14 protein-coding genes are annotated in these 18,128 nt (G+C 55.5%); 1 reads left to right on the forward strand and 13 read right to left on the reverse strand.

The window, feature by feature from the left end:
- Window positions 1-60: 60 nt before the first annotated feature.
- Window positions 61-1,500: an alpha-amylase family glycosyl hydrolase gene (locus JT718_RS07710; protein ID WP_205501651.1), complete on the reverse strand. Its 1,440-nt coding sequence runs from the start codon at window positions 1,498-1,500 to the stop codon at window positions 61-63.
- A gap of 290 nt (window positions 1,501-1,790) precedes the next feature.
- On the opposite strand from JT718_RS07710, the gene JT718_RS07715 reads away from it, so the two are divergent.
- Window positions 1,791-3,350: a protein adenylyltransferase SelO gene (locus JT718_RS07715; RefSeq protein ID WP_205501652.1), complete on the forward strand. Its 1,560-nt coding sequence runs from the start codon at window positions 1,791-1,793 to the stop codon at window positions 3,348-3,350.
- Between the two features lie 72 nt (window positions 3,351-3,422).
- Here JT718_RS07715 and JT718_RS07720 read toward each other — a convergent pair whose 3' ends face one another.
- The 12 genes from JT718_RS07720 to JT718_RS07775 all read right to left on the reverse strand — a co-directional run bounded on the left by JT718_RS07720 (window position 3,423) and on the right by JT718_RS07775 (window position 18,010).
- A complete protein-coding gene (locus tag JT718_RS07720; RefSeq protein WP_205501653.1) occupies window positions 3,423-3,989 on the reverse strand; it encodes a hypothetical protein in 567 nt (188 codons plus the stop codon).
- A gap of 764 nt (window positions 3,990-4,753) precedes the next feature.
- Entirely contained in the window at window positions 4,754-4,966 is a 213-nt protein-coding gene (locus JT718_RS07725) for a heavy-metal-associated domain-containing protein (protein ID WP_205501654.1), read from the reverse strand.
- 51 nt (window positions 4,967-5,017) lie between these two features.
- Complete coding sequence (locus JT718_RS07730; RefSeq protein ID WP_205501655.1) at window positions 5,018-7,264, reverse strand: heavy metal translocating P-type ATPase; 2,247 nt, start codon at window positions 7,262-7,264, stop codon at window positions 5,018-5,020.
- Window positions 7,265-7,644: 380 nt separating this feature from the next.
- Complete coding sequence (locus JT718_RS07735; protein WP_205501656.1) at window positions 7,645-8,703, reverse strand: flavin-containing monooxygenase; 1,059 nt, start codon at window positions 8,701-8,703, stop codon at window positions 7,645-7,647.
- A gap of 281 nt (window positions 8,704-8,984) precedes the next feature.
- A complete protein-coding gene (locus JT718_RS07740) occupies window positions 8,985-9,365 on the reverse strand; it encodes a four-helix bundle copper-binding protein (protein WP_205501657.1) in 381 nt (126 codons plus the stop codon).
- A 273-nt stretch (window positions 9,366-9,638) separates the two neighbouring features.
- Window positions 9,639-13,268 (reverse strand): M1 family aminopeptidase, encoded by a 3,630-nt coding sequence (locus JT718_RS07745; RefSeq protein WP_205501658.1) that lies wholly within the window; start codon window positions 13,266-13,268, stop codon window positions 9,639-9,641.
- Window positions 13,269-13,316: 48 nt separating this feature from the next.
- A complete protein-coding gene (locus tag JT718_RS07750) occupies window positions 13,317-14,225 on the reverse strand; it encodes an ABC transporter ATP-binding protein (RefSeq protein WP_205501659.1) in 909 nt (302 codons plus the stop codon).
- A gap of 222 nt (window positions 14,226-14,447) precedes the next feature.
- Window positions 14,448-15,392, reverse strand: coding sequence for a cation diffusion facilitator family transporter (locus JT718_RS07755; protein ID WP_205501660.1), 945 nt, complete (start codon window positions 15,390-15,392; stop codon window positions 14,448-14,450).
- A 478-nt stretch (window positions 15,393-15,870) separates the two neighbouring features.
- Window positions 15,871-16,200 carry a four-helix bundle copper-binding protein gene (locus JT718_RS07760; RefSeq protein WP_205501661.1) on the reverse strand — a complete coding sequence of 110 codons (330 nt, stop codon included), beginning with the start codon at window positions 16,198-16,200 and terminating at the stop codon, window positions 15,871-15,873.
- Window positions 16,201-16,361: 161 nt separating this feature from the next.
- Window positions 16,362-16,928: a helix-turn-helix domain-containing protein gene (locus tag JT718_RS07765; protein ID WP_205501662.1), complete on the reverse strand. Its 567-nt coding sequence runs from the start codon at window positions 16,926-16,928 to the stop codon at window positions 16,362-16,364.
- A gap of 157 nt (window positions 16,929-17,085) precedes the next feature.
- Entirely contained in the window at window positions 17,086-17,385 is a 300-nt protein-coding gene (locus JT718_RS07770; protein WP_205501663.1) for a hypothetical protein, read from the reverse strand.
- A 1-nt stretch (window position 17,386) separates the two neighbouring features.
- Window positions 17,387-18,010, reverse strand: coding sequence for a thioredoxin family protein (locus JT718_RS07775; protein WP_205501664.1), 624 nt, complete (start codon window positions 18,008-18,010; stop codon window positions 17,387-17,389).
- Window positions 18,011-18,128 lie beyond the last annotated feature (118 nt).

Consider the following 18,128-nt stretch of genomic DNA (forward strand, 5'->3'; position numbering starts at 1 on the left):
CTGCACCGGTAGAGAAGGGCGGGCTTTAAATATTTTAAGGGAGCGTTCCGGGGCCGGGGCTTAAAGAGGCGCTGTCTGGCCGCTGAAAAGCACCAGGTACTTCCAGGGACCCAGGGTGACCACATCATCGCCTTTCAGCTGATAGCTGTCATTGGTGAAGAGCTCTTTGTAGCGGCCCGCCTGGCTGATGGTGTTGAGTTTCACCTTTACCGTCTGGTTGCTGAAGTTGAGGATAGGAATGACCTTGTCGCCGTTTTTCTCGCGGTAGAAGGAGATGACCTGCTGGGGTTTGTCGTTGGTGATCCGTACCATCTCGCCGCCCCAGGCCCCGTTCCAGAGGGCTTGGTTCTGGTGCTTCAGGTCAAACAGCTTTTTGTAGATTTCCGCGTGGCGGTGGGGCTTCCAGGTGATGGTGTCTTTGTCAAAGAAGCGCAACGAACGGTTGAGGCCGGCTTCCTGGCCGCTGTACACCAACGGCATGCCGTTTACCGTAGAGGCCATGACCATGGCGGCCTCCAGCCCCGGCCCGAAGTTGGTGTATTGGGTACCTTCCCAGGAGTTCTTGTCGTGGTTCTCGGTAAAGGTCATGCGGTAGCCGTTTCTAGGGAAGGCGCTCACGTCGTGGGCCATGTACTCTACCAGCCCAGCCAGGCTGGCCTTGCCCGTGGTTACCTCATGCAGGCGGTTCCAGAGGCTCCAGGAGTAGGTCATGTCAAATGCGCGCCGGTGCAGGTCCCTTGACTCCCACTCGGCCAGCATGAAAACGGGCTTGATGGCGTCCAGCTCGGCGCGGGCGTTCTCCCAGAACTCAATCGGGATAAAGCCGGCCACGTCGCAGCGGTAGCCGTCCACGTCCATCTCCCGTACCCAGTAGGTGAGGGCCTCCGTCATGTACTGCCTAAGACCGGGCTGGTTGTAGTCAAAGTCAATGATGTCTTCCCAGTCATACCAGGGCGTGGGCTGAAAATTGCCCTCGGCGGTTTTGGTGTACCACTCGGGGTGCTGCTGGGTGAGCGGGTTGTCCCAGGACGAGTGGTTGGCCACCCAGTCCAGGATCACGCGCATGCCCATGCTGTGGATTTTGTCTACCAGGGCCTTGAAGTCTTCCTTGGTCCCGAACTCGGGGTTAACGCCGTAGTAGTCCTTCACCGAGTAGTAGCTGCCCAGGGTGCCTTTGCGGTTCTGTTCGCCAATGGGGTGAATGGGCATGAGCCACAGAATGTCCACGCCCATGTCGCGCAGGCGCGGCAGGTGCGCCTCAAAGGCCTTGAACGTGCCCTCGGGGGTGTATTGCCTGATGTTCACCTCATAGATGGTGGCGTTTTTGCTCCACTCCGGATGCCTGAGTTCCACGTACGGTTTGGGCTCATACCGGTCATCGTCTTTTTCCTTGGCGGGGGCAATGGTAGGCTTGGGGGTGACAGGCTGGGGTTTGTTGTTGCATCCTAACAGGCCTAAAAACAAAAAGAGGAGAAAAACGGCGGGGGAGGTCTTGGTCATGACAAAAAGGGGAAAATGGAATGGAAGGCTGCGGCGGCTCTGGCAAACAACCACACCTTGCGTGGACTGATATCGTCAAAGATACGTAAACCTGCTTCTGGGGCGAAAGAGAATGTTCTACTTTTGGCCAGCGTTGTCTGACCACGGCGAGCCCTCTTACAGACCTTACGCAGAAGTAGGCCGGGCCCGTTTCAACTATTTTTGGGAAAAGGGTGTTAAAAAAGGCTGCGGGTGCCCCAACGCCCACGGCCACCAGGCGCCCGCCCCAGCAATGTCTAAAACAAGAACCGATGCAATCATTAAGCGAAAAAGAATATAAAAACGAGTTTGTGCAGGCTTTTCCGGGCGACGACAGCGGCAACCTGAAGCCCCGCCAGACGCCCGGCATGTTGTACAGCAAAGCCCTGCCCACCCCGGTGAACAAGGTGGAGTTGCTGGCCTGGTCAGAGGAACTGGCTCAGGAACTGGGCATCAAGAAACCCACCGACCAAAAGGACATTGACATCCTGGGCGGAAACCACGTGGCCCCCACCATGTACCCCTACGCCGCCTGCTACGCCGGGCACCAGTTCGGGAACTGGGCAGGGCAGCTGGGCGACGGCCGGGCCATCACCTTGGGCGAGTGGGTGGCCCCGGACGGGAAATCCTGGGAACTGCAGCTGAAAGGCGCGGGCCTCACGCCTTATTCACGCCGCGCCGACGGGCGGGCCGTGCTGCGCTCCTCAGTGCGGGAATACCTCATGAGTGAGGCCATGCACTACCTGGGCGTGCCCACCACCCGGGCCCTGAGTCTGGTTTCCACCGGCGACCAGGTCCTGCGCGATATGTTCTACAACGGCAATCCCGCCTATGAACCCGGTGCCATTGTGATGCGCGTAGCCCCTACGTTCCTGCGCTTCGGGAGCTTTGAGATGCCCGCCGCCCGCCGCGAGCAGGAGAACCTGCAGCAACTGGTAGACTGGACCATTGACCGCTACTATCCGCATATCACCGGCGAGGGCCGGATTTTGGCCTGGTTTAAGGAAATATTGGAGAAAACGGCCGCCTTAATGGTAGAGTGGATGCGCGTGGGCTTTGTGCACGGCGTTATGAACACCGACAACATGTCTATCCTGGGCCTCACCATTGACTATGGCCCGTACTCCTTTCTGGACGACTACGACCCCGACTTCACACCCAACACCACAGACTTGCCGGGCCGCCGCTACGCCTTCGGGAAGCAGGCCAACATTGCCTACTGGAACCTGGGTTGTCTGGCCAGCGCCATCGCGCCGCTCCTGCCCGGCACCCAGGAACTGGTAGCCGTTCTGGAAACCTACGAGGAAGTCTTCTACCAGAAATACTACGCCATGATGGCGAACAAACTGGGAATTGACGCACCCAAAGAGGAGGACAAGGAACTGATCATGCGCTTCTCCGAGACCATGGCCACCCTCAACCTGGACATGACCATCTTCTTCCAGCTGCTGATGGAGCTTCCGCAGGAATTAGGGGAGGAGAAGGACCTTGTGGCGCATTTTGAGCCCAGTTTCTACCGCGAACTGGAGACCGGTGAGCGCGCCATGCTGTTCACGCTCATGAAGGACTACGCCGCCCGTCTGCAAGCCAATACCATCACCCGGGAAGAGGCTCTGCAGCGCATGCAAACGGCTAACCCCCGGTTCATCCTCCGGAATTACCTGCTGCACCAGGCCATTGAAGGGTTGGAGAAAGGAGACAACACGCTGTTCCTGAAACTGCAGGAAGCCATGAAAGACCCATATTCCCGCCATTTTGAGGAGTTCTTCGCCAGAAGACCCGACTGGGCCAGCCAGAAAGCCGGATGCTCCATGCTGTCCTGCAGCTCTTAATGCAGACGTGTTTTAGGGCTGTTTTCAGAAAATCGGCCCATAAATAGAATGGGCGCGGAAAGTCACGGGAGGTTAGTACATCTCCATGACTTTCAGCGTCCATTTTTCATTGATGGTGTAGGTGCCTTTCCGGAGGCCTTGCAGGGCCACCCCGGTTCCGTACATGAGCGCTGCGCCAGCCACGGTGTGCAGGCCATTTTGCCGGTCGGCTTTTTCCTGGCTCCCCAGGTTGGTGAGCACGTTAATGCCGCCCACCAGCGTGAAGACCACGCCGGCCCCTTTCAGTAGGGCAGCACCGAAGCCGGCCACCCTCCGGCCGCCGGTATGGTTCCGGAGCCTGATCTTCTCCACCTCCTTCAGCGGAACTTCCAGGCCCGCCACAAAGAAGGAACTGCCCCGGATGTTCATAATTTCCGCCGTCCTGAGGCTTTCGTCCTGAAAACGCTTAAAGGTAATGGTCTCCCCAATGTGAATGCGGTAGCGGGCGGTAGAACCGGCCTTAGCCAGCAGCAGGTAGCGGTAGGTGGCTGGCTTGGCGGCCGGAGCGGTGAGGAGCGTATCTCTGTTCTGGGCCTGGCTGGGGCCGGAGAAAATAAAGCTGAAAACGAAGAAAGTCCCGAACAGTAGGTATCTGGTCATGCCGCGGAGTGGTTTGCCTGAAAACAGCGTAAAGGTAAGGTAATTGGCCCAACCAACTCCAACGTAACCGCCTAAATCAAGTCAGAGCGGTTTCCCCGAATCCACCCCTTTTCGCCCTAAAGTCTGCCCACTTCGCGTCTCACTTTGAAAGGACAAGGACAACCAACTACCTTCCTTTGGGATTGATTGATTAATTGATTAATTGATTGATTGATTGATTGATTGATTGATTGATTGATTGATTGCGTTTTCCCCTCGCTCGCCTCTGGCGAGTGTGAACCATCAGGCGGCCTCTGGCCGCTGTGGGAAGTAGCTGTAGTTTGAAAGAATCACTACAGGTTCACAGCGGCGAGATGCCGCAAAATACCTCACACTCGCCAGAGGCGAGCGAGGGCAGATGACTTAGGTGGTTTGTGCTACTATGCCGGGCCGCTGGATGCTATCGCTTTGAGTCTACCAACTTCACAGCAATCCTGGCAGCAACGGGTGAGCAAACTGGAGGAGCATTCATCAAACGCCACTACCGTCAGCTGCCAAGATTCTTTCAGGATGACAAGAAGGGAGTAGATGGTTAGAAGAGGCCTGTAATTGAAAGTAAATAGAGGTAAAAAGCTAGGAGTGAGGTTAGAGGAGGGAAATAGAACAAGAGAGAATCTTTAAAGAGTAGACAGAACAAGCGTAAACCTGATCAATCAAAGCTTCCTTAAAACCAAAAGGCTACCTGCTATTTAGGTGGCCTTTTGGTTTTATTCAGCGGAAAGGACTTAGGCTTCTACTTCAGTGGCAGTGTAGCCGGCGGTTTGCACGGCTTTGATGACGGCCTCAGAGGTGGCATCGCCTTCTACCGTCAGGATCTTGTCTGGGTTGTTGGTGTCTACCTGCCAGTTGTAAATGCCCGGCGTGTTGTCCAGAGACTCAGTGACGGCGCTCACGCAGCCACCGCATTTGATATTGGTTTTGAATTTCAGTGTCGACATAGCGGTAATTAAGAATTATGAATCAGTTTAAAAACAATCTACAATCAGCAATCATTTCAACGTTAACGTCCGGAGGCGCAAACTGTTGGTGACCACGGAAACCGAGCTCAGGGCCATGGCCGCTCCCGCCAGCATGGGCTCCAGCAGGAAGCCCCACACCGGATACAGCAAGCCCGCCGCCACCGGTATCCCGATCACGTTGTAAATGAACGCCCAGAACAAGTTTTGGTGGATGGTGCGCACGGTGACTTTGCTAAGTTTAATGGCCTTGGCAATAGCCCGCAGGTCTGAGTGCATGAGCGTAATTTTGGCCACATCCATGGCGATATCGGTGCCGCGGCCCATGGCAATGCCCACATCGGCAAGGGCCAGCGCCTGGGAGTCGTTGATGCCGTCACCCACCATGCCTACCACGTGGCCCTGACGCTGCAGTTCTTGTACGAAATCGGCTTTGTCCTGGGGCATCACCTCGGCTTTGAAGTGTTGCAGGCCTACCTGCTGGGCCACGGCGGCGGCGGTTTGGGCGTTGTCGCCGGTGAGCATGTAGACGTTCAGGCCCAAGTGCTGCATCTCCCGGATGGCCTGCGCCGAGGTTTCCTTGATGGCATCGGCAATGGCGATGAGCGCGACCACCTGGCCCTGCGTTCCGGCGAAGACTACCGTCTTGGCTTCGGATTTCAGTTTTTGGGCGGTTTTCTCCAAATCAGGCGTAAAACGGAGGTCGTTTTCCTGCATCAGTTTCTCGTTGCCCAGCCAGAAGGTTTGTCCCTGGTACTGCGCCTGCACCCCGCGTCCGGTCACACTGCTGAACTGCTCCAAGGTCGCGGCTTTAACGCCTTGTTCCGTGAGGTACTTGGAAACGGCCTCGGCCAGCGGGTGCTCCGATTGATTTTCCAAAGCCAGCAACACAGAAGCCAGTTCTGCCTGCGTTTCCTGTGGAACCGCCCAGGAAAGCTCGGTAACCTCGGGTTTGCCTTTGGTGATGGTACCGGTTTTGTCCAGCACCACGGCGGTGAGTTTGTGGGCGGTTTCCAGGCTCTCGGCGTCTTTGATCAAAATACCGTTTTCGGCCCCGCGGCCCACGCCCACCATAATGGCCGTCGGTGTCGCCAGCCCCAAGGCACACGGACAGGCAATGATGAGCACCGTGATCAAAGCCAGCAGCGCGTGCGTCACGTTGTTGTCGCCGCCCAGAAAGTACCAGGCCGCGAAGCTGAGCAACGCAATCCCGATTACGATGGGCACGAAGATGCCGGCCACCTTATCGGTGAGTTGCTGCACGGGCGCTTTGGAGCCCTGCGCTTCCTGCACCATTTTAATGATCTGGGCCAAAAGCGTCTCGGCGCCTACTTTCTCCGCTGAGATCTGTAGGCTGCCTTTCTGGTTGATGGTACCCGTGAACACCTGGTCGCCGGCGGTTTTCTCCACCGGAATCGGCTCTCCGCTGATCATGCTCTCGTCCAAGAACGAAGAACCGCTCACTACGCGACCATCCACCGGAATCTTCTCGCCGGGCCGGATGAGCAACACATCGCCCACCAGCACTTGCTCAATAGGTAGTTCAATCTCTTGTCCGTTTCGTAAGGCTTTGACAGATTTCGGCTGCAAGCCCATCAGTTTTTTGATAGCCCCTGAGGTGCGGGACTTGGCCCGTTCCTCAAGCAGTTTGCCCAGCAAAATAAACGCGATGATCACCGTAGCAGCCTCATAGTACACGTGCGGCTCCAGCCCGCGGGACAAAAAGAACTGCGGGTAAATGGTGTTAAAGGCACTGAACAGAAACGCGATGCCGGTACTCAGGGCCACCAGCGTGTCCATGTTGGCTTTGCCGTGGCGGGCCTGTTTGAACGCGTTCACATAGAAGTTGCGCCCGAACCAGAACACCACCGGCAGGGTGAGGGCCAGCATGATCCAGTTGCCGTAGGACATATGGTGGAAGAACATGCCAATGACGGCCACCGGCAGCGACAAGGCTGCGGCCCAGATGGTTTTTGTCTTGATGCGGGCGTAAGCTTTCTGCTCCCGGGCTTCCTGTGCCTCCTGCGTGGCTTCCTCTTTCTGGATGAGCAGGTCATAGCCGATGTCCTGCAGTGATTTTTGCAGTTTTTGGAGATCGGTGCCCGGGACGTATTCCATCAGAACCGTCTTGTTGGCGAAGTTCACAGCGGCGTTCTGCACGCCCGGTTGGGCCTGCAGCATAGACTCTACGCTTACGGCGCAGGCGGCACAACTCATGCCTTCCACCGGGAAACTGTTTTTTATGGCGGGTTTCGTCTTTTCTTTCGTCAGGGTTGCCATAGGGATAGGTAATTAGGTACTGTTTTAAGTTCTGATACAAAGGTATAGCGGGCAAGCAGGGAAGACGTTACAGCTTTGTATTCGGGTGTTATATAATTTTAAGGAATGGCTGTTTTTGGCGGGTTGTCTGGAAAATAGGCTGAAAACAGAAATCATAGCGCGTGTGAAACCTACCCCTGCCCCTCCCGGGAGGGGAGTACCGGATAAAGTTGGGTACAGAGTAAAATAGAGTTCTGGCGAAACTTACATTTAGTAAAACCCTGTAGAACCGCCGCTACATGAAAAGGCGGCTGAAGATGAAAACTCCCCTCCCGGGAGGGTAGGGGTGGGTTGACGTTCATCCATGGTTACGTTGGCAAAAAGTGCTGGAAATAATGGCTTCAGCTTAACTGCTCCGCGATGTACCGGGCGTCTCTTCCCGCACCCAACAGCAGGGCAGAGCCTCGGCTCCGCTGCCAGGAAAGCCCCAGGTAAAATAATCCCGCTATCGGACTGATACCGTTCTGGTGCACAGGAGTGCCGTTTTCTGCCACTGATCCGAGAATTTGCAGCCAATTGTAATCTGGCCTGAACCCCGTTGCCCAAAGAATACTGCTGAAGGAAGTTTGGGTACAATCCTGAAAAATGACTTGTTCCTGGTCAAACGCTCTGATCTCCGGGCGAAGTTGAACCTCTCCTTTTTGTAGCAGCACTTCCAACTCACGGCCATAGACCACATCGGCTTGTTTGAGCATCTTTTTCCCGAGGAAGGAACTGGGCGGCGCGTAGATGGCTCCAGTCTTCGAGGCCCACCAGAAGACGCTTCGGCCCAGCAGTTGGAGCGGGTAAAACCGGGGCGGCCTTTTCACGGACAGGTGCACCTCGTGCGTTTGGGCCAGTTCCACGGCAAGCTGCGCCCCGGAATTGCCGGCCCCCACCACCATTACTTTCCCGGCGGGAATTTGCGCTGGGTTGTGGTACTGGTAACTATGCAGTTGCAGAATACTATCAGTTGGGTTTGTGGCGTAGTTGGGTACGAATGGCCTCTGGAACGGCCCAGTAGCAATGACTACTTGCCTGGCTAGAAATAACTGCTTTTGGGTTTGTACCTGGAAAATGCCGCTGGTTTTGGTTACCGAATTCACCTTTTGCTCCAAGGCCAAAGGCAATTGAAAGCACTGGGCGTATTGTTCCAGGTAATCGGCGATCTCGTCTTTGGTGGGGTAATAGTCTTTGGGGAGCGGCAGCGGCCAACCGGGCAAGTTACAGTACGGGGCAGGGGTGAACAGCCGGAGGGAATCATAGCGGTTTCGCCAGGAATCGCCCACTCTAGGGGAGGCGTCTAGTAGCAGAAAGTTCTTTTTCTGCTGTTGCAGATAATAGCCCAAAGCCAAGCCTGCCTGACCCGCCCCGATCACCAGTACCTCGTAAGTTTCCTGTTTTTGCCAAGATTCCTGCATCTTCTGCATCTCTTTTTTTGTTCGGAGAGGCAAAGCTAGAAACTGGTCAGAACGGGGGCTTTACACAATTTTATGGAAGACGTGCAAGATTTTGGCATCAGTGGGGAAGGTGCATGCTGGGTAATGAGAGTCAGGAATGTGTGCGGACACGAGCCGGAGGCTCGCGCCAGCGGAGGAGAGAGTGCCACCATTAAAAAAAAGAAAGCTCCTTCAACGAGTCAGGTGCGTTGAAGGAGCTTGGTATGTTTTTAGGCTTCTTTGGCCGAAACGGCTCTGAAACGTTATTCAGAATCTGAGGCGTTGGCTACCGATAGGAGTTCATGCAAAGGATCGGTTTTGGGGATCAATTCCTGGCAGGCCTCTATGCATCGTCGGCAGGCGGCGGCGCAGGCTTGGCAATGGTCCTGGGCGTGGCGCTCGCACTCCACGGCGCAGGCCTCACAGATTTCCACACACTGCCGGAGGACCAGGCGGGCATGCTCAGAACCCTTGGACAGGAACGAGGCCGAAAGCCGGCAATAGTCGGCGCAGTCCAGGTCCAGGTGAATGCAGCGCGCCATTTTCTTCACTTCTTCTTCCTGCAAACAGGCGGTGGCGCAATGATCGCAGGCCGCAATGCAGGCCAGCAACGCATCAATGGCCGGTTTATACTCGGTACGCATAGGCTTGAAGTTTGGTGAACTTTTATATACGCTTCTGCCAGTAATAGGGATGAGCCGTTTCTGACCTGATTTTAGGAAAACAGACCCGAAACCATTCGCAAAAGGATGGCTATTAATAAGGCTTCGAGGCGATCTTCTCAACGGTTTTCTTTCTCTCTTGACCTTCCATCAACACAGTGTGACTTTTGCATACCCCATGATAAGTGCCCGGCTTTGGGTATAAAAAAGCCCGGCTTTGTAAGGTGCCGGGCTTCCTGTTATGGTAAGTGAAGATTAAGATTTTACCGTAACCTCTTTCAGGTTGTCCTCTGGGTTGCGGTCAATAAGTTTGTTGAAAGGATCTATGCCTGCTTTCTGCGGTTTCTCCTTCACAATGATCTCCAGTTTATTCTGACCAGCTTTGATGCGTTGTTTCTGCAGGTATAGCGGGGCATCCTGCCAGTTGCCGTTAATCTTTTTACGGGTCATCACGGCCACGTCTATGTAATCGTTAAGCTTGGCTTGGCTTTCATTGCCCAGACTATCGGCGCGGAATTTCTTGGCATCAATGGTGAAGGTCACTTTGTAAGAGCCGTCTTTCTGCTTCACCGCCGAGGCCTCGGTGGCTTTGTTCTCGTAGAGGGTGATGTTCTCAAACATATCGTCTACCAGGTACTGCAGCGAATCGGGGGTGGCTTTACGAATGTAGCTCAAGAACTCCACCGAGTTGGTGTACGGCGCCTGCTGGAACGCTACTTTCTGCACGTACTCCTTTAAAGCCGCGTTCAGCTTGTCTTCCCCGATGTAATCGGCCAGGGCGTACATCACCACTGATCCTTTGCGGTAATGAATGTACTGCTGGTTTTCCACCAACGCCAGCGGCAACTCTTTCTTGCGCTCTCCGGCCCGGCCCAGCAGGTAGTTGTTCATCTCGTACTTCAGGAACTTCTTCATCCGCTCGGCGCCGTATTCCTTTTTCATCACCATCAAAGCCGAGTATTGGCTCATGGTCTCGGACATAAGCGTGGAACCCTGCACATCGCCGCCGATGACCTGGTGCGCCCACCACTGGTGCGCTACCTCGTGGGCGGTCACGTAGAACGGATAATCAATGTCCTCGGGGTCTTTGTCATCCACATCGGCGATGAACCCGATGGACTCCGAGAACGGAATGGTATTGGGGAACGCCTGCGCGAAGGCGCTGTAGCCCGGGAACTCCAGAATGCGAACCTGCCGGTGCTGGTACGGACTGAAGTTGGCCGTGTAGTAATCCAGCGATTTCTTCACGCCCTTGATCATGCGGTCCAGGTTGTACTCATGGCCTTTCTGGTAGTAGACCTCAATGGCTACGTCTTTCCACTTGTCTTTTTTCACCTCGTAATCGGCGGACAGGAAGGAGTAGAAGTTGAGGATGGGCGAATCCATCTTGTAGTGGAAGTAGCGGCGGCCGTTTTTGGTCCACTCCTTCTGCAGGTAACCGGGCGCCAGGGCAATCTGATCGGGCACGGTGCTCACCACGGTCTCAAAATTGACCCAATCGGCATCGTTGCTGATGTAGGTGTTCTGGCGGGCTTTCAGGTCATTGACTTTGGCCATGCGTTCCTTCGGCTTCAGGCCGTTTTCCTTACGGGTATCGTCATCGGCTAGCTCCAGCGCCTCCTGGTACCCGATGTGCGGCAGTAGCTGGCTGTTGATGAACGTGCCGTTGTACACGATACCGGTGTTGTAGCTGCGCTGCTTGAAGCCTTTGGTCTGGTAGAGCAAATCCATGTTCAGCTTCACCGAATCACCAGGCTGCAGCGGCTGGGCCAACTGGAAGATGTGGTAACCCATGGTCTTGTCAAACAGCACGGTTTTGGCCGGACGGGCAAATTCCAGTTGTTTGATCACGGCGTTATCGTCCAGCATGATATGCACCGAGTCAATGGCTACGTTCGTTTTGTTTTTGAGCCAGTAATGTCCTTTAAAGTGGAACTCGCGCTCTTTGGGGTACAGATCGGTCTCCAGGTACACGTCCACCACGCGGGGCTGCGGGAGGTGCTGGTATTTCTTGTACGTTTTCTCAAAAGTGGCCTGTAAACGCTCATTGTCGTCTGAGTCGCGGTACTCGTTCAGGATGTTGGTGTTGTAGAAGATGAAGCCGCCGCAGACAATGAATACCGTGGCCGCCGCGCCCAAAACCGTAAGGGTGGATCTGTTCAGTTGCAGTGCCGCCAGCTTGAAGCGCCCTTTGAGGCGGGCCTCGGTGCCGCGCACCCACAGCAGGTTAGACACCAGCGCCAGGATAATGGCAAACGCGCCCCAGTACACCTTAAACAGCAGGAACGGTCCCACAAAATGTCCGTAGCCGTTCATGGCCGAGTACGGCGCCCCCGGATCCGAGCTATACGAGTACAACAGGTGCTCAAAACCCAACTGCCCCTTGAAGATGTTGGCCAGGTAATACACCACCATGATAAAGTGCCCCAGGTACTTGTTGTTCACCAGCACCTGCACCAGCATCGCCAGCGCACACATCAAAAGGTAATCCACCAGTTGCAGGCCGAACAAGGCTTTCACGTACAGCCCCAGCTCAAAGTTGAAATAGCCCTTCGCGGCCTGGATGAGGATGCCGCACACCAGCACCACCGCCATCAGAACCACCTGAATGCCCATGAGCGCCACCAGTTTGGACGTGAACGGCACCCAGTTGGGAATGGGCAGGGCATCATACAACTGGTTCATGCGGGCATCGCGCTCGCGCCACACCAGCTCGCCGGAGTAGAACGTGATAATGATGAGCATGAACAGCGCAAACGTGCCGCCCAAAATGGAGACCACCTCCGAAGTAACTGGGTACGTGTTGGTGTCATAGAGTTTCCCGATCTGCGTGGCGGTAGAAAGCAGAAACACGATACCCGCCACCACAATGGCAATGAAATAGACGCTGCGCACGATGCCCTTGAACTCCAGCTTGGTCAGTTTCCAGAACTGCCCGAAACTGCGCCCGAACGAGAACTCTTGACTTACCTTGGGCAGGGAGATTCTTTGGGAAGTAGCGGCAATACCGGGAGCTTCCTCCCGACGGAGCTTGCGTGCCTTGCCCTCCGAGGCGAAGAACGAGAAGCTAAACCGCCAGAAACAGATAATCAGCAGCAAAACGGCGAGGCTGTCCCACAACAATCGGTTCCAGATGATAGGCTGGCTCAAGGGCAAAACCAAGGTATTCTGCTCAGCAGCCGTCCAGTAGCGGGTAGTCTGGTACACCGCTGTAGCCCCGAAAGGATCCACTAAATTCGCGAGCAGGTCATTGTCCAGGTCATTGGTGAGGGCACTGGAAACACCGTACAGCACCAGCACCAGCACACTGCCAATGTACACCGCCAGCATGTTGCGGGTAAGCGTGCCCAACGTGAAGAAGATCGCGCCCGTGAGCAGCAAATTAGGGATCACGATGAGCAGGAAAGGCTGCACGTAGGACATAACGTTAAACGGCCCGAACCGGGAAGCCTCCACCGAGGGAAACAACGGCGCCACCGCCGAGGCGAAAATGTAGCCGAACGCAATACCGGAGAACACCAGCAAGGTCACCAGGAACGATCCCCAGAAACGCCCGCCCAGGTAACTCCACTTGGAGATGGGCGTGGTAAAGAACAGCGAATGCGTTTTGTGCTCAAAATCACGGTACACAGGGTTGCCCATCATGGCCGAGGTCACCAGCACGCCAAACCAGCTCAGGATGGTGATGACCCAGTTGATCTGGTAGGGCGAATTGGCCTTCACCGAGACACTGCTGCCCCCGCCAATGATCACCGTGCCCCCAAAGACCCCGCTCACGCCAAACACGCACAGCAGGGCCATCAGGAAGAACAAGAGAAAGTAGATATAGGTAGCCGGCCGTTTCAGGCGGTACTTCAGCTCAAACAGTAAAATATTCAGGAACATAGCCAAGTCGTTTTAGGTCTGATTAGTAGGAAATAGTCTCAAAACGGCTTAGGCAATTACCTCCTGCTGCGGGGTGGAAGTTTTCTTTACCGCTCCGCTGATGGTGGCAAAGTACACATCCTCCAGATCAGGCTGCACGGGTTCAAACTCCAGCCCCGGCTGGGCATCGGCGTAGACGTGGATGATAGTTTTCCCGGCGAACAGCCTTGAAGAGATCACGGCGTGATCGGCCTGGTGCTGGGGCAGCTCCTCTTTTTTGATGAATTTCCTCCAGATCATGCCCCGCATCTGCTCAATGGCCTGCAGCGGCTCGCCGGTGGCCAGCACCTCGCCTTTGTTGATAATGGCCATGTTTCGGCATAAATCGCTCACATCGTCCACAATGTGCGTGGACAGAATCACGATGATGTTTTCCCCGATCTCGCTCAGCAAATTGTGGAAACGGTTCCGCTCGGCGGGGTCCAAACCCGCGGTAGGCTCATCCACGATGATGATCTTGGGGTTGCCCAGCAGCGCCTGCGCAATCCCGAAGCGCTGTTTCATGCCGCCGGAGTAGCCGCCCAGGTTCTTTTTACGCACTTCGTAGAGGTTCGTCTGCTGCAGCAGCGAGGCCACCGTCTCTTTCCGCTCTTTGCTGTTATGGATGCCCTTCAGCACCGCGAAATGGTCCAGCAACTCCTCGGCACTCACCTTGGGGTACACCCCGAACTCCTGCGGCAGGTAGCCAAGCACTTTACGCATCTCGTCCTTCTCCCGGAACACATCCAAATCCCCTAGCCTGATGCTGCCGCTGTCTGCTTCCTGCAGCGTGGCGATGGTGCGCATGAGCGATGATTTCCCTGCCCCGTTGGGCCCCAGCAACCCGAACATGCCGGTGGGAATGGTGAGGTTCACGTTTTTAAGCGCCTGCACGCCGTTGGGGTAGGTTTTGGAAAGGTTTTGAATGATGAGTTCCATGGTGGTAAAGGGTTAGGTTGGAATGAGGAAGGTTTTGTAGGATTAGTAGAGTAGAGTGACAGAAAATTACAAGCAAATGAAAGTCTTTGTGTTACCGGTGCCGACGCGCCTTGGATCTAAAAATAAAACCCTAATTGATCAACAATTAGGGTTTTATTAGACAAGTGTAATTTGTCTGGCGTTTTAGGGATGTTTTCCGGAAAAGAGGGCAGAAACCCCGAGTCAATGGTAGACGCCTGCATGCGCGCAGGAGTGACCGGCCTCGCCGCGCTCTACCTGCAAGGTCACGTGCTGAATGCCAAAGTGGTGGCCAATCTCATCTCGGATTTCCATGAGTTGGGTGTCCTGGTAGCCTTCTTCCACCACCAGGTGGGCGGTGAGGGAATTCTCGGTGCTGCTCATGGCCCACACGTGCAGGTCATGTACCTGGCTTACGCCCGGCACGGTTTGCAGGTACTCCCGAATGGCCCGCAAATCAATGCCATGTGGCACAGCGTCTAAGGTGAGCCGCAACGATTCTACCAGCAAGCCCCAGGTGCTCCAGACAATCACCGCCACAATGACCAGACTCACCACGGCATCTACCCAGAACCAACCCGTGTAGTACATGACCAGACCAGCCACCACTACGCCCAGACTCACCAGCGCATCGGCTACCATGTGCAGGTACGCGCCTTTCACGTTGATATCATGTTCCTTGCCCCGGAAGAAAAGCATGGCAGTACCGGCATTAATGAAAATACCCACCCCTGAAATGAGCGAAATGGCAGTACCGTTCACCGAGGGAGCGGAGCCCAGGCGCTCTATGGCTTCCCAACCAATGGCCCCCACCGCCAGCAAGAGCAGAACGGCATTCAGCAAGGAGACCAGCGTGGTGGTTTTGCCATACCCGTAGGTAAACCGATCTGTGGGTTTGCGCTGCGAGATCTTAAGGGCGAAATAAGCCAGGAGCAGACTCACAACATCGGTGAGGTTATGGCCGGCATCGGTGAGCAGGGCAAGGGAGTTGTACCACCAACCGGCGCTCGCCTCCACGGCCACAAAAAGAATGTTCAGAGCAATTCCCCAACCAAACGCCTTGGATTTGTTCCCCGAGGAAGGCAAGCCGTGGGCGTGCGAATGACTATGCCCATGTGAGCCGTGGGAGTGGGTATGTACGTGTGCCATAGCGGTTATAAAGCCAGGTGTCTTTTCATATTACGAACAAGCTGGATGCTGAAATCAATCCTAACGCAAAGAAAAGCAGGAGAGAAGGACAGACCGTTACAGCATTTTGGCTGGGACTTACATAATTTCTGGCGGAGGTTTATAGTGAGAGGGTAAGATTCTACCATTTCCCTCGCTCGCCTCCGGCGAGTGTGAGGAATCGGGCGGCCTCTGGCCGCGTTGGGGAAGAACTTTGCTCGTATTAAGTGCCTAGCGGCGGGACGCCGCCAGATAACTCACACTCGCCAGAGGCGAGCGAGGGGTTAGTGTGTAATCTGAAGCACCGAAGGCAGGCTCCTTGCCAGGTGCCCTCAAGTTTTTGTCAAAAGGGGGCATGTCCCTCCGTTTTGGAGCAATTTTATGAAAAATGGCTTTAAATAGAAAAGCCAAGGGGAGCAGCCCGCAAGTGGCTGCTCCCCTTGGCCTCGGGAAAATTGGTTTAAGACGCGATAGACTCGCAGGCTTCGGCGCAGCGGAAGCAAGCCTCGGCGCATTGCTGGCAGTGGTCATGGTGGTGCTTGGCGCACTCCTCGCCGCAGGCGCGGCAGATTTCAATGCATTCTCTGAGCAGGTGTTTGCCGTGCACCGATCCTCTAGCTAAAAAGGCGGCGGTCAGGCGGCAGATATCAGCGCAGTCGCGGTCGGTCCGGATGCAGTTGGCCATCATCTTTACGTCCTCTTCCTGCAGGCAGGAAGAGGCGCAGTGCTCACATGCGGCAATACAATCCTGTAAGGCGTCTAATACGGTTCTGATTCGTGAATCAATCATGGTGCTGAGGTTATGTTAGAAATAATGGTTTCACACGCACACTCTGGTTCCCAGATCAAGCGGACAGACAGTTGCTGTCGCGCAGTTGGGATATTTCAGGTATACGCCCTCAGAGACCCGACGGTCTTACATAATTGTGTAAAGAGGTTACAAGATTCGGCTTAGGTGAGGTCATCCAGGGGAAGCCGTTCTATGAGCGGATCCTTCTTGTAGTCGGTAACGGAGATGCCGGTCACTTTCTTGAACTGGTTGGAAAGGTGCTGTACGCTGCTGTAGCGCAGCCGGTAGGCAATCTCGCTCAGGGTAAGTTCGCCGTACGAGATGAGTTCTTTCACCCGCTCAATCTTGAGGCGGATGAGGTATTTCTCAATGGTGGTGTGGGTGTGCTGCGAGAACACTTTGCTCAGGTGCTGGTAAGACATGCCCAGCTTCTCTGCCAGGTACACCGAGGTGGTGATGGGCTGGTATTCTTCCTCTGAGGCGCGCAGGTACTCCAGCAGGGTGGTCTTGATCTGGTCGGTGAGCTGTTGGTCCTTCTCCTGCAGCAGCTCAAAGCCATGCACCTGCAGGGCAGCGTTCAGGGCCGGGGTGTCTACGGGCGCACCAGACACAAAGGCTTCGCCCAGCTTTACTTCTTTCACGTCAAGCCCCTGCTGTTGTAAAACATCGGTCACGGTGGCAATGCAACGGGGGCAAACCATATTCTTTATGTGCAGGTGCTGTTCCATGGGTAAGAAGGCAGATGGCCATTAGCGTATAACGAAGAACCACGCGTTGGTGGTTAGGCGGGCCGGGTTCTAGTTCTGCTTTGGCGCGAAAGTACTAAAAACAGGCCATAAACAGGGGAGGGCTCCTTTTCAGGAACAGGCGCCCACCCAAATAAGTTTAGTCGGCCTTCTTGGGCAGGTTGCGGCGCGGCGCGGTGGCCGGCGGGGCCTTTTTGGCCTTTTTTCCCGAAAACCGCAGGAAAAGCCAGTTCACCGAAGGGACGATGACAAACGCGGTACCGGCCAGCAGGATAAAGATGCCCAGGAAAGCGTTAAAGAGCCGGAAGATAAAATCTGAGGTGAGCCCGAAGGTATACAGCAGCAGGGCCATGGCCAGCAGCATGCTGATCAAGGCCGCGATGAGCAGGTCACGGCGCCAGTCGCGCTGGAAGGGGTGCCTTTTTACAACTTTCGCCATGTTACGCCAGGGTGGTTCTGGTCCAGTGCGGAACCAGGTGCAGCAGTTCCTCCTGCAGGGCCTGCCCGTTGTTTTCCTCGGAGTACTGCAGTGATTTCTTGATGAACTCCAGCAGGGGCAACTCCTGCTGCTTCAGCTGCGCCACATACTCCTGCAGGATTTGCGGCCTGGGCCCCCATGAGCCGATGGCTTTCAGGGTGTCCGCCTGCAGGGCGATGAGCTTGGGAATGCTGCGGCCCCCGGCGGTGAGATAGGCGTCCATCACGGCGGGCTGCTCAGACCGCAGAAGGGTGCGCAGCTCCAGATGGGGCGATTGGGCGGCCAGCGCGGCCAGCACCGGCAAGTGCACCGCTGCGTCTCCGCACCAGCCCTCGGTGAGCACCAGCCACAGCTGCGGTTTGGGCAGGGCCTGCACCAGTTCCACCAGTTCTGGCCTGAGCGGCGTCTGGTAGGTGCGCTCCATAATGGCCAGGTTGTCTTTAGTGAGGCGGGCCAGAAACTCAGACTGCTCCAGTCCGGTGGTTTTCCCCTGGGCCACCGCTTCCCGCACCAAGGCCAGGTAGTCGGCGAAGGGGAGGCTCTGGGCCACCACCTCAGGAGTGATTACATCTTGTTGGATTCCCATACAATTTGGGTTTGGTCTTTACTCAAACGGTGCCCCTAAGATACGGCAAAGCCGGGTTCCTGCCCAACTGCGCCGCGCCATAACACAAAAGACCCGGGTGTTTCCCGGGTCTTTTGCG

It is taken from the genome of Rufibacter psychrotolerans, from assembly GCF_016924645.1.
GTDB lineage: Bacteria > Bacteroidota > Bacteroidia > Cytophagales > Hymenobacteraceae > Nibribacter > Nibribacter psychrotolerans.